The organism is Nocardiopsis tropica, assembly GCF_042660575.1.
GTDB lineage: Bacteria > Actinomycetota > Actinomycetes > Streptosporangiales > Streptosporangiaceae > Nocardiopsis > Nocardiopsis tropica.
In genome coordinates this window covers 1-14,105 of sequence record NZ_JBHSUF010000039.1, presented here as the reverse complement: position 1 = coordinate 14,105, position 14,105 = coordinate 1, and the positions used below count along the sequence as shown (strand labels likewise).

Genomic DNA, 14,105 nt, shown 5'->3' with positions numbered 1-14,105 from the left:
CGGCCTCGCGGGTCTGGGCGACCAGGTCCTGGGCGCGCTGGTAGCCGCTGATGGCGTCCCTGATGCTCGCCGAGGCCAGTTTCCCGAGGCGGATGGCCTCGGCCATCCTGTCCGACGCGGCCTGCGGGGAGGGGTTCCCCGGTTGGTTCGGGACCTCGGTCATGGGGAAGGCGATGATGTCGTGGCCGCCCCGGCCCTTTCCGCGCGAGGAGCTTCCGCCGTCCCCGTCCGTTCCGCGGCCCCTGCCCCCGGTGCCGGTACCGGAGCCGTCCCTGTTGCCCGACCGGCGGTTGTCGCCGCTGCCCCGGTCGCCGCCGTCGGAGCGGTCGCCGCCGCTGCCCTCGGACGAGGTCCGCACCGGGCCTCCGGCCGCCGGGATCCTCTCCAGGAGGTTACGGACGCTCGTGATGCGCCTCCGGGCGCTGGCGGCGATCTTCTCGGCGTCGTCGCGGGCCTCTCGGGCGGTCTCCGCGGCCTCGGCGGCGCGCTCGGAGGCGGCCTCCGCCTTCTGGGCGGCCTCCTGCGCTTCCTGGTGCGCGCGACGGGCGTCGGCGGCGGTACGGTCGGCGGTCCTCACGGTCGCGTCGGCGGTGTCCCTGACCTCCTGGGCGGTCTCCAGCGCCTCCTCGGCCCGCGTGGCGGCGTCGGTGGCCGCCTGCCCGGCGTCGTCCGCCCGGGCGCGCAGGCGGTCGGCCCGCTGGGCCAGTTGCCTCGCGTCCTCTGCGGTCCGGTGGGCCAGCGCGGTCGCCTCGCGGGCGGTCCGCCGGGCTTCCTGGGCCCTGGCCCGCGCGTCCTCCGCGGCCTGGCGCGCCGCGTTCGCCCGCGGGTCCGCGGTCCCCCGGGAGCCGTCGGTCGTGTTCGGCGGGTTCGTCGTTGCCCGGGGGCCGGCGCTGCTCGATCCCTCGCCGCCGGTCGGGTCGGTCGTACCCGGCGCCGTCTGCCCCCCGGGGGAGGGGCGGGAGGCGTTCGCGGCGGCCTGGGCCGCGAGGTCCGCCGCGGTGCGTGCGGAGAGGGCGTGGGCCTCGGCCCGGGCGGCTTCCCCGGCCGCGTCCGCGGCGTCCGTCCGCACCTCGTCGGCCCTGGCCCTGGCCGCGTCCGCCGCCGCACGGGCCTCCCTGGCGGCGTCGGCGGCCCCCTGCGCCGCCGCCCCGGCGTTCCGCGCGTCCCGGACGGCCCGATCCGCGCTGTCCCGGTGGGTCGAGGCCTCGGTGCTGACCCCCTCGGCCCAGGTCCGCAGGGTCTCGGCGTCCGCGGCCATCCGGTCGGCCGCCGCCTTCGCGGCGTCGGCGTCCGTCTGCGCGGCGGCGGCCTCCGTCGCGGTGCTCTCCGCCTCCGCCCGCGCGGTGTCGGCGCGATCGGCGATCCCCTCCAGGTCGGAGATCAGGCTGTCGGCCTGGTCGCGCGCGTCCTGGGCGGCCCGGTCCCCGCCGGCGGCCCGGTCCTGCCCGGACAGGCCGTCCACGGCGGTGCTGAGCGCCTGGTACCGCGGCGGGGTCGCGTTGAGGTCCGTCCCGATCTCGGCGACGGTGTCCTCGTGCCCGTCGGCGGTGTCATGGGCCTCGGTCGCGGCGGTGTCCGCGTTCTCCGCCTCGGAGGTTGCCGTCCCGACCCGCTGGAAGAAGGCGCCGCGATGGGGCTCGGGCGTCGTTCCGGTGGCGTTGTTCCGGGTGGCGGTGATGTCGTTGTCGGCGGCGGTGGCGTTGTCGTGCGCGGTGTCCGCAGCCGTCCGTGCGGCCTGTGCCTGTCGTACCGCCCCCGGCGCGGAGGTGCCGTCGGCTGCGGGCGCGGGGGCGCGTCCTCCGGTCCCGGCGGCGGGTGCTCCGTCGTCGGAGCCCGTGAGGAGGCGGATGCCGTTCCGGAGGTCGGCCGTGCCGCGGTTCAGGGTGGTGGCGAGATCGTTCGCGGCATCGCGTGCGTCACGGGCCTCCTGGACCGCGGTGTCCGCCGCGTCGGAGGCGCGCTGGACCCGCGCGTCCACGGTGCCGGTGTTCTGCTCCCGGCCGTCCTCGGGGTTCCGGAAGCCGTCGGAGTCCGGCGCGGGGGTGTCCGACTCCGGCGCACGGAGGTTCAGCTCCGACAGGAAGCGGTCGGCCAGGCCCTCGCCCGGGCCCGTGGGCTCCGGGGCCGGCGGGGTCACCGTGACGGTCGGCCGGGGTTCCCCGGTGGTCGTGGTGGCGGCACCGGTGTCCCCGGTGGTCGTGGTTGTCGTGTTCCCGGTGTCCCCGGTGGTCGTCTCGTCGGGGGCCGGTGCGCGGGTCGTCCCCTCGCCTCCGTCGCCGCCCACCGTGCGCACGGGGGGAGCGGTCCCGGAGCCCGTCCCCTGCCCGGCCTCCTCCAGGGTGGTGCGCGTGTTGTTCACGGTCTCGATCAGGGCGTCGATCTGATCGTTGAAATCGGACAGCGCCTCCTTGTACTTGCCCTCCTGCGCGTTGTAGGCGTCCTCGGCGCTCCGGTCGCCCGGGGCGGCGGCGTACCCCTCGGCCAGGCCCTCCAGCGGGGCCCGGGTGTCGGCGTACGCGGCCTCCGCCTCGCTGAACTCCTCCCGCGCCCGGTTGAGCCGGTCCATGACGGGGGCCATGTCCTTCGCCTGGTCCGGCGTGAGGAAGCCCATCGCGATCGCGTCGGACTCCGAGTACCAGCCGGCCATCCTCACCGTGACGTCGTCCACGCCCCAGCGGGTGGGCCGTTTGTGGAGCGGGGTCGACGGAAGGCTCGGGTCGTTCGGGTGGAAGGCGGCGGGCGCCTTGAGCTTGCTGCCCGCGCCGAACGCCCAGGTGGCGTCGTACTCGATGAGGTAGACGGGCCCCTGGCGGAGCTTGTCGGACTCCTGGTAGCCCTTGACCGCCTGGTTGGAGCCCGATTCCGCCCCGTGGGACGAGCTGGTGTTCACACCCGGCGCGCCGGTGTAGGTGCCCTCGTGCCCGTCGTAGGGGATGCCCTCCGCCGCGGTGCTCAGCCCGGCGGGGCGGAACTCCCCGCCCCGGCCCCGGCCCCCGCCGTGGGAGTCGCCGGCGCTGTTCGACCGGGGGTGGACGCGGGAGTCGCTGAGCTGGCTGCCCGGCAGCGCGTCCAGGATCTTCGCCCCGCGGCTGCTCGGCACGACCTTGGCGCCCCACTCGGTGCGGCCGATGTCCGTGAACTCCACCCCCTCGGCGTTGTGCGAGGCCGACGGGTACACCGCCTTGACGGCGCTCTCGCTGAGGCTGTGGTCGATCTCGTTGTACACCGGGTCCTGGCCGTAGGCGTCCGCGAGGTAGGCACGCGCCGCGTTCGCCGTGTCGCGGGTGGGCTGCCCGCCCTCGGGGGTGCCGGGGGGCGGCTTCCAGCCGAGGGTCTGCGCGATGACGACGTTGGCCTTGTCGCGCAGCGCCTGCCCGCCGTCCTGCACCATGGCGGGCTTGGTGATGGCGGTGTCGGTGCCCGGCCGGGGGCCCGCGTCACCGGTCCACGCACGCAAAGCGTCGGCCACCGACGCGTAGATCGGGGCCGGGGACCGCTGCGCGGTGTCGCCGTCGGCGGTCCGGTCGTTCCCGGGCGTGTCGGTTCGCGTCCGGTCGCCGGTGGTGTCGCCGCCCTCCGGGGCCGGGGGCGCGTCCCGGCCGGCCGGCGCCGTTCCGGTGGATCCGGTGCCGTCCGTGGACGTGGTGACGGTCGGGGCGGGCGGCGGCGACAGCGTGTCGGCGCCGGTTCCCCGCGTGTCCCCCTCCGCGGCGGTGGTCGTGGCGGGCGCCTCCGGGGGGTCGAAGGTCATGTACGCGAACGGGTACATCGTCTCGACACGCCCGCTGTCCGCGGTGCCCGTGTAGGTCGTACGCGGGGGGTTGCCGTTCTCCCCGCCCTTGGGCTCGCCGAGTTCGAGGGTGAGGGTCAGGGTCGTGTCCGCGCGGACCTTCGCGTACGGGGTGTCCATGTGCAGTTCGACGGTGTGGGCGTCGTCCTGGGACTCCCCGGTGGAACTCCCGTCGCGCGCGGACGAGGACACCGCTCCGGCGGGGGAGGCGAACAGCGGGCGGTGGTCCGGCTGCCCGTCCGACCCCTGGTCGTCCTGGGCGTAGGGGAGGGGCTGCAGGAGCACGCCGTCCGCGCCCACCGTCGTTCCGGTCCCCCGGTTCTGGGCGTGCGCGTCGGTCGCCTTCCACGTGTGCGACTCGATGTAGTAGCCGGACTGGCCGACGTACGAGACGTCGGTGCGTTCCGGGTCCCTGGTCAGGTTCACGTAGACCCTGCCCGGGGAGGCCGAGCGCATGGGTCGCGGCCCCGAGTCCGGCCCGGGCTCCGGCCCCAGCGCGCGGACCTTGACCGGCACAGGGACGGTGGAGTCCGGGTTCTGGCCCAGGTGCGTGGTCAGTTTCTGCAGAAGGAGCTCCCGGCCGCCGGCCGTCAGCTCCAGCCCGTTCGAGGCGAGGTCGTTCACCAGGTTCTGGAGGGCGGCCCCGGGGTCGGCGGGCTGGACCTGCCTGCCGCTGCCCTCGAACCCGGGGCGCACCTGTGCGTTGTCGGGCTTCTTCGGGTTGGGCTGCGGACTCAGGTCCACCCTGTCGCCGTCGCGGGTCGCCTTGTCCATGACCAGGTCGGCCTGCTGCGCGTCGCGGGAGTGCACGTAGCCCGAGAGCAGGTCCTTGACGGGAACGGTCCACCCGTGGAACCGGGTGTTCCAGCTCAGGGGAGGCCCGATGCTCCAGTTCTTCGCGAACTCGATCGCCTGGGTGAGGTGGCCGGAGGCGCGGAAGGCGTACGCCTTGGTGATGTTCGGGATGAACAGCACGGACGACGTGAACGCGGTCGCCTGGGTGTTCGACGTGCCGCGCGAGAAGAACGTGCGGGCGATGGAGGGGCCGACCAGCGGGATCGGTCGGACGGCCTCGGTGGGCAGGGAGTCGTCGGTGGGGTGCGGGTTCGGGTTGCGGCCCCCGCTTCCCCCGAACTTGAGGCCGACGCTGCCGGTCAGGGAGGAGTTGGTGGACACGGACACCTCGGTGCCGCCGTTCCACCGCATCTGGGCGTCGACGGGGCGGAAGTCGGTGACGGTGTCGATCTCGACCTTGGTGGCGACGGTGGCGCGGACGTCGTGCGGTGACCGGAAACCGCCGCTCATCTCCTGGCGGATACGGGAGCCCGACGGCGTGGTGGCGCTCTTGCTCGTGGCGAGTTCCTCCGCCGACAGGTGGTTCTCGAACTGTCGGCCGCCTCCGGACGACTGGGAGAGGAAGGAGTCGAGCTTGAGCCGGAATCCGTCGTAGAGGCCGCCGCGGGGCTCGGAGAAGGTCCGGAACGTCTCCTCCAGCAGCCCGCGCATGCCCCGGCTGCCGGTGTCGAAGTGGGTGTTGACGCGCTCGAAGGTGCCGCCGATGCCGCGGATCGCCTGGGCGCGGGTCTGGTTCAGGGTCGGCGGTCCCTGCTGGGGCCCGCTGTCAGGGGCGCCGTCCCCGTTCCGGTCGCCGCCCGCCGGAACGGTCTGCGGCGTCGTGCCGGAGGTGGTGTCCGCGGTGGTGCCGGGGGGAGGCGGCGGGGAGAGGACGACGGCCTGGTTGTCGTTGGTTCCCGCGGTGGTGCCGGGGGAAGGCGGCGGGGAGAGGGCCACCGCCCGGTTGCCGTCGGCGACGGTGGTCGTCACGGTGCCCGCGGGGGGCGCGGTGGTGTTCGGGGGAGGGGTGACGACCTGGGCGCTCTCGCCGAACAGACGTCCCCAGGTGTGGACGGCCCCGTCCCGGATGACGGTCCAGCGGCCGCCCCGGTCACCGCCCGGCGTACCGCCGGGGGCGGTCTGCGGGACGAAGTTCCGGCGGATCATGTCCCGTGCCTGCTCGGGCGTGAGCGGCTGCCGGCCGCCGGTCGTGTCGGGCTCCGTGTCCCCGGAGGTGTCCGTCCGTGTGGAGTCCTCACCTCGGGTGTCCGCGGCGGTCGCGGGGGTGTTCCGCGTCTCCTGACCGTCGGAGGAGGTGGCGGTGTCGCCGTCGCGGGTCGTGCCCGCCGGGTCGGACACGGTGGCCGGGGAGTCCGTGGCCATCGGGGGCATCTTGGGCGTGAGGAGGACGGTCTCGGCGTCCATCCCCTTCCCCAGGAGCGGGATGCCGTGTTCGCGCTGGGGCCGGTCGTCGCGCGCCATGCCGATGTCGTCGTGCTCGAACAGCCGCGCGGTGAAGCGGGTGCGGGACGTCCACACGTCGGAGTCCCCGCTGAACAGGACCGTCTCCTCGGAACTGTGGGAGAGACCCTGGCTGGAGCCCTTGCCCGTGCTCAGGGAGGTGTTCAGCGAACCCGAGGGGTTTCCCAGGACCCTGGGGACGCCGCGCGCGTCGGCGCCTTCGTCGGTGCGCACGCTCGCGCCCACGTTGAGGCCGAGCGAGTGGTTGACGCTCGACCCCTTCGTGGTCGTGATGCCGGCCGAGCCCGCGAACCGGGCGCCGCCGCTGGAGGTCGTGTCGAACTGGTGCACCAGGCGGTCGAAGTCGCCGTAGACGCGCACGGTCACGGCGTCGGGACGGGACCCCTTGTCCCGCCGGAGCATCGTCGGGTCGATCACGGCGGATTCCTTGAGACGCACCGGGATGCCGTTGCCGGGCAGGTCGGACGCGCCGCTCTTGAGGCCGGACTCGGAGAGCGCCTTGATGACCTTGAGCGTGTTGTCCCGGGCCACGTCCACGTTGCGGCGCAGGCCCCAGCGCTCGCGGAAGCTGCGGAGCGGTCCTTCCGGGTCCATGCGGCTGGGACGGACGGCGTAGTCCTTGTCGGTCCGCGCCAGGTCCGGGATGACCATGCCGGGGTGCTTCTCGGCGATGCCCTTGAGCACGTTGTACGCCAGGTCGTCGTAGAACGGGCGCTGCGGTGAGGGGGGCGCCTGCGTGTCACCGTCGGCGTCGTCGTTCCCGGTGGTGTCCGTCGTGTTCGTGGCGTCGGTGTTGCCTGTTGTTCCCGTCGTCGCGGTGTCGTCCGCCGGAGGGGCCGGGGGAGCGTGGCCGAACCCGCGTACGGTGGCCCCGCTCAGGTCCGTGGGGTGGTCCACCGCGAGGTTCGGGAACGGGGGCCGGGGCGGCGCGGCCGGTCCGTCGGTCGAGGTCGGGGCCTTGGACGGTTCGCCGTTGAGCAGGCGGGCGTCCTCGACCGTGAGCATCTCGACGGTGTCGGCCTCGAAGCGGTGCGGCTGCGACTCGCCCTGGATGTGGACGTAGAAGTCGCGCTTGACGTCGTAGGCCGCGTGGCCGGCGGGGGCGTGCACGACGTGGCTGCTGGTCCCCGAGGTGCTCAGGGTGGTCCCGGTGCTCTTCTCGAACGTGGCCGAGTACTCCACGAAGGGCACGTCGAGCCGGATGCTCCTGCCGTTGGGCAGGTCGATCCAGATGCCGAAGCCGCCGCCGATCGAGCCGGAGGCCACGGTGGAGTGCTTCACGCCGGAGGAGTCGCTCTTGACCGCGGTGTTGCTGTGCACGAAGTCGGCCAGGCCGGGGGCGAAGTCCTTGCGGTTGTACTCGGTCGAGACCGACCACATCTGCATGATGCGCGGACGGCTGCCGGGGATCTCGATCCGGATGTGCGCGGAACTGTTGACCATCTGCGGCAGGTACTGCTGCACCCGGTCGTTGTCGAAGGTGGACTCGATGGCCTCGCGGTACTGGTTGTCACGCCGTTCCTGTCGGGAGGGGGCGCGGCCGCCGCCCCGTCCGCCCTGGGGAGGGGTCCCCAGGAAGTGGTCGGCGAGCCAGGTGCCGAGGGTGCCCTTCCCCGGACGGCCGCCGCCGTCCGTCGTGGTGCTGTCGTCGCGGTCGCCGTCGCCGCCGCGGTCGGTCCCGCCGCTGGTGCCCGCGGTGTCCCCGTCGGTTCCGTCACCGGATGCCGGGGGAACCGGGGAGAAGCGGGTGATCTCCAGCGGGTGGCCGGTGCCGATGAGCGGCCGGTTCACCGGTGGACGGTTCCCGTTCGCGTCCGCCGGTCCGTTGTCGGGCACGATGTGCCGGGGTGCGTCGGAGGGGACCACCTCCCCGGGCAGGTTCATGGTCAGCCCGTTGTACGCGGTCCCCTCCTGGACGCGCGGGGCGGTGAGGCCGGGGCCGGTGACGGAGGCCTTCATGTGCAGGTCGCCGACGTAGAGGTTCGGGGCGCCGAGCAGTTCGATCCCGCTGGCGGCGTTGGCGCTGGTCGAGGCCGACCCGGAGGTGCCCCGGACCTTCATGCCGCCGCGCCCGCCGATGGCCGCGATCGGCCCGATGTCGTTGCCGCCTGCGCTCGCTACGTACAGGGGGCTCATCGTGAACTTGGTGCCGACGGTCTTGCCCGCGCCGCGTGACCCGCCGTCGCTGGAGTCCACCCCGGGGCCGGCGTCGTGGAGCCTCAGGAACCTGGAGTCCCCGCCACCGCTCAGGTTCTCGGTGCCGACGTGGTAGAACTCGCCGTCCTCGGGGCGCAGGTCGATGTCGGCGCTCCACGTCTGCCCGTCGTGGGTGGTGCTGACGGTGTGCCCGCCCTCGCGCAGGAAGGGGCGGGGCCCCTCCCTGGTGAGGATGTCGACCACACCGTTCACGATCCCCTGCCGTGCGGGGGCGGGCATGCCCGGGGTACCGGTCAGGACGTCGTGGACGAACCCGGGCAGGTGCTCGGTGAAGAGCATGTGCGGTCCGAGGAGGGTGGACGTGGTCAGATAGCCCAGGTCGTAGCTCTGGCCGCTGCGGTCCGGAACGAAGTCGCCGCCGTAGGTGAGGGGCGGAGGCGGGCCTTCCTGGGTGCTCCGGTTCGGGTCCCTGTCGTTCTCGGTCCCGGTGGTACCGCGGTCGTCGGGCGGGCCGTCGTCGCGTGTGAGGGGGGAGTCGGTGTTGAGGGTGCCGAGGGGGACGTCCCTGCTGGTTCCGCCGAGGGGGACGGGTCCGGGGTCGCGGCTCGGGCCGCCGGTGGTCTCCGGGACGGCCATGACGGTGGTCGGGCCGTCGGGGCGCAGCAGGTCGGCCTGCATCTGGGCGAGGTGGTCGTAGGCGCGGTAGGCGTCGTTGGCCTGGCGCTGGGCCTGGAAGGCCTGGGTGCGCAGGTCGGCGGCGTCGGGGCGGCCCTGGCTCTCGGCCTCGCGGGTCTGGGCGACCAGGTCCTGGGCGCGCTGGTAGCCGCTGATCGCGTCCTTGAGACTGGCCGAGGCCAGCTCTCCGAGGCGGATGGCCTCTGCCATCCTGTCCGCCGCGGCCTGCGGAGAGGGGTTCCCCGGCCGGCCTGTGCTCTCGGTCATGGGGAAGGCCACGATGTCGTGGCCGCCCCGGCCCTTTCCGGGCGGAGGAGGCGGCTGCGACTCCTGCCCCGACCGGTCAGAGCCCGGCAGGTCGTTCCGCACCGGCGCCGGTTCCCCCGACCGATGGTTGACCGGCGTCCCGGACACCGGAGCACCAGCGACATCCGGATCCGGAGTCCGCGCGGCACCGGTCACCGACCGATCCCCACCAGGACCCGCGGACGACACAGCAGGCGAGCTCACGGAGGCGTCATCAGCGTCATCGGGCGGGGCGAACCGCACCGACCGCCCCGCCCCCACCGGAACCACCCGCCTACCAGAAGCCCGGGCGAGGACATCGTCGGGAACGGGGACGTCGGAGCCACGCAGAACGCGCAGCACATCGGCCAGCGCCCCCTGCTTCCGCCACGCCTTGAGCTGGTTGTACACCTCCGTCGCGGACACCGGGACCTGTCGGCCGTCCGGAACGGTGACGGTGAGGTCCCGCGCCGGTGAGCGGTGCACCATCTGGTCGAACCCGACACCGAACACATCCAGGGCCACACGCTCCAGCCCCGCCCGATCCAGGCCCGGGTCTGCGGAGACCGGTTGCAGCCCGGAGAGCAAGTGGTGGGCGACATCTCGCAGCGCTTTGTCGGGCAGGGCTCCGATCCACTCGCCGCCCGTCACCTCCAGGCCGTTGTCGGCGAGCACGCCGAGCGCTTCGACCAGCTCGCCGTTGGAACGCCACTGGTCGATCTGCGTTCGCACGTCCCCGGCGGTGATGGGAGGACGTCCCTGAACGGCGGGAATGTCGTCGATCGACCCGCGGCCCGCGGCGTGGTCGCGCCCAGCGGCGAAGACGGCCAGCGTGTCGACGTAGGCCGGCTCATCGGACTTGGCCAGCACGTCCTGGAGCTCGCCCCGAACGTGGTCGGGCAGCGCATCGGTCATGGCGGAGGCGGGCACGCGCACCCCGCTCCGGTCGACGAGATCCAGCGCCCGCGCCAGCCGACCGTCGGCCCGCCAGCGGTCGACCTGGGCGTCGAAGGCGGCACGGGCTCGGGCCGCGCGGGTGTCAGCGCCGGAGTCGGCGTCCCGCGCCGCGGCGTCCTCGGGAGAGATGAGCTGGTCCGAGATCCGCTCACCGTCCCACCCCCGGATCAGTTGGTCCGTGGCCAGGGCGAACCGGTCGAAGACGGCGGCCCGCCGCGGGTCGGACGCGTCCAGAGCGGGCGCGAGGATCTGGATGATGTCCGACTGCACCTCGTCGGACAGTTCGGCGGCCCGTGGCGGCGGCGTGTAGTCGGACGTGCCGTGCTCCACGACCGAGGCGATCGTGTCGAGGTACCCGCTCAGGACAACGGGGTCGCGGCGTGCGTACAACCGCCCGTCGGCACCGCGCTTCGTCCATGCGTTGCCCATGAGGCCGTAGCCGTGGTCATCGTCGCTGGGACGCACCGCATCGGCGTCCCTGCTCCCCCGGAAAACCGTTCCCGGCTGGAAGTACTCATCGAGCAGCCCCAGCAGGTGCGCGGTCTCATGGACACCCGATTCCACCGGGAACGTCTCGTTCCAGCTATGGGTGCCCATGATTCTGTCCCCCGGCCGGGCGTGCAGGTCGATCTCATGATGGACCTGGGCAGCGGGGGTGGAGTCGTCTGCCAAGAGGAGGCGGACGTGCAGCTGGTCCCCGCTCCCGGGCGGGGGCGGCTCGGCACCCGATGCGGAATCGGCCACCTTCATGTCGTCCGGGTCCGGGACGCTCTCCTTCCCGAAGAGGGTGTTGAACAGGTCGGCACCGAGTTTGTGCATCCGGGTGCCGTCCGCACCCACCACGGTCCCGTCCCCGCGGACCCGGAATTGCCGGTTCCACATGGCGTCCAGCTTGGCCTCGTACGCGCGCACGTACGCCTCGTACCGCTCTGGCGTCAGAGTGTCCTCGTCGCGGCGGATCCGAGGGCGGAAGGTGAGCTCCAGGACATGGGTCGGGCCCCCCTCCGTGCGGTGTTCCTCCGGAATCGGGATTCGCGCCCACTCGAACCTGCGGGTGGCCCACAGGGGGTCCATCTCCGCCTTGACGAACCGCTCCGGGTCGCCGGGCCGGGCGTCGGGGTTTTCCAGCACCGTCGCCGGGTCGACCGGGTCCCCGTTGGCGTCGAGGTCGACGGGGTTGCCGTCATCGTCGAGGCCCACCGGGTCACCGTCGGGGCCGAGGTCCAGCGGCCGGGCCGCGCGGGAGTCGGCCATGGGTTCGGCGAAGTCGGCGTCCACGGATTCGCCCACCTGGTGGACCGGCGCCGCCGCCCGCGCGGCCTCCCACGCAGACGGGTCCGCCAGGCCGGTGTGCACCCGCGCGGGTTCAGCACTCTGAGGGTCGGACCAGCGGCGTGCCGGACGCGGCTCCACCATCGTCTCGATCCGCTCCAGCGTCCGCCGCGCCACATACGGGCGGTCCTCACCCCGCGCCGGATCCCCGTCCAGCATCCCCAACCGACGCAGTACCTCACCAACGCCCCGGCCGTCACCATCCGCCCCCAGATCCGGCGGCACACCATCAGCCGCAGGCGGCACCGGAGACCAGACCAGCGTGGCGTGCGCCCCCTCAGAACTGGGGCTCACCAGATCGAAGCTCACCTTCAGCTGCTGTCCACCGCGCGGCAACACGAACTTGTCGTTGAACACCGCCTCGACATGCCGCTTCAACGCCATCGACGCATAGACCTGAGCCCGCATGTCCACACCCTGTTGAAGAAGAGCACGGATCCGCAGCTTCACATCACGAACCGAGGACGGATCCCCCTCACCCGCACCATCGATCTTCCTCGTCGTGGACTCGAAGAAGAGATTGTCGATCCGCACCTCAGCACGCATCGGACCATGGTTGGTGTTCACCTCCACCGTCAACGGCGGCGCACCCTCCGGCAGCTTCAGGTTCTGCGCGAAAAGGCTCGAGACCTTGCGCACCTGCGGCTGCGACTCCTGACCCCACCGGTCAGAGCCCGGCAGGTCGTTCCGCACCGGCGCCGGTTCCCCCGACCGATGGTTGACCGGCGTCCCGGACACCGGAGCACCAGCGACATCCGGATCCGGAGTCCGCGCGGCACCGGTCACCGACCGATCCCCACCAGGACCGGTGGACGACACGGCAGGCGAGCTCACGGAGGCGTCATCAGCGTCATCGGGCGGGGCGAACCGCACCGACCGCCCCGCCCCCACCTGCTGCACATCCCGCCCACCAGAACCACTGCCCTCTTGAGGAACCGGAGATCCGGACGGAGAGAGACCGAAGGTCTCACCGTTATCCGCGGGACGGTCCGGGTCGCGCTGGGTGTCGGGCCTGTTCGAGTCAGGGGTGACCTCAGAGGTTCCTTCGCCGCTCCGCTCTTGGCCGTCCCCTTCGGTGGTGGAGTCCCCCTCGTGCGCGGATTCGGTGTCGTCGTCCGTGCGTTTGCCGTCCTCGCTGTCCTCGAGGCCGGATCGGTCGTTGTTCTCGTCCCCTGACCGATCCCCGTCGCCTCGGCCCTCTCCGCCTCCGGAGCGGTTCCCGTCGTCACCGGGCTGGTCTTTGTCGCGGTCCTGGGATCGGTCGTCGTTCCCGGAGGAACCCTCATCGCGCTCGTCGGACTGTTCGCCGTCGCGTTCGGAGGGGTTGTGTCCGGTGTCCTCGGTGTCGTGTTGGCCGTCGCTGTTGCTGTCTTCGGCAGCGGGAGGCGGGGACTGTGGGGTGTCGCTCGATGAGGTCTGCTGTTCGGGGGCGGGTGCGTTGTCGGGGTTCGTTCGCTGTGAGTCCGTCGGGCTGTTCGGTTTGTCCAGGTCGGTGGTGTTGCCGGTGGTCGCGGACTCCGGAGCGGGCGGTGCGCTTTCGGTCGAGGTGCGCACAACGTCGCCGTCGCGGGTCGAGCGTTGTGCGGACGGGTCCGTGGTGCGGGTGTCGCCACCGGTGCGTTGGGGCGAGCGTTCACCGCTGTTGCGGTCGGTGGGCGCGGAGCGCTGGCCGGTGTCGGAAGCAGGGTTCTGCGGACCGGGGGCGGGGGGCTGTTGGCCCGCGGGCGTCGGGGCCGCCTGGTTGATCGGCGCAGCCACGACCGGCGCAGGGGTGTGCTGTTCCTGGCCGCTCCGCTCCTGGGGCGTGGTGCGGTCCCCGTGTTCGGTACCGGGGTTCTGCGCCTGCGGTTCCGGTGTGGTCTGTTCGGCTGCGGGGGGCTGGGCTGCCATGGGGTTGTCGGGGACGATGGCGTTGAGGAAGTTGACGGTCAGGGGGCCGTCGTTGTTCATGCCGGGGTGGAAGAGGTCGTTGCCCAGGCCGGGGTGTTTGGTCTCGGTGGTGGCGTAGGGGTCCTTGGTGTCCTCGGGGTTCTTGAGGGGGTCGGGGTAGGGGGTGCGCACGTCCTCGTCCTGGTGGACGCGGACGGTGTCGTCGTTGGGCTGGTCGCGGTCGTCGGGGTCGCCGAGGTCGGAGCCACCGAACTCGGAGTCGCTGTCGGAGTCGGTGTCGCTGACCAGGTCGGGGACGTCGTCGATGTCGGACAGGTCGTCGCGGTCGTACCGGGAGGAGTCGTCGACCGGCGGGGCCAGGAGGGGGCCCTCGCCGCGGCCGTCCTGCTCCGGGGACCCCTGGCCGCCGCGGTCGCGGTCGGGGCCGGGGGCGTGGTCGCCGCCCCGACCGGGGTCCTCGCCGCCGCCCGTCCACGGGCCGGGGGCCTGGGGGCCGGTGGGGTTGCCGTTGCGGGTGTCGGCGGCGTTGCTCTCGGTCTGGGACGGTGCAGGCTCGGACAGGTCGGGTCTGTCTTTGTCGCTGAACAGGTCGAGGCCGTGCAGGATGCCGTCGGTGGCGCCTTGTTGGATGCCGGCCTGGGTGGCGCCGGCGGTGGCGGAGTAGCCCGAGGCCTCCCAGCCGCGTCCGTCGGCCAGGCTGCCC

1 pseudogene is annotated in these 14,105 nt (G+C 73.0%); it reads right to left on the bottom strand.

From position 1 onward, the window contains the following. Positions 1-14,105 (bottom strand): annotated as a pseudogene (locus tag ACFQBR_RS33205) (hypothetical protein); the annotation flags it as partial.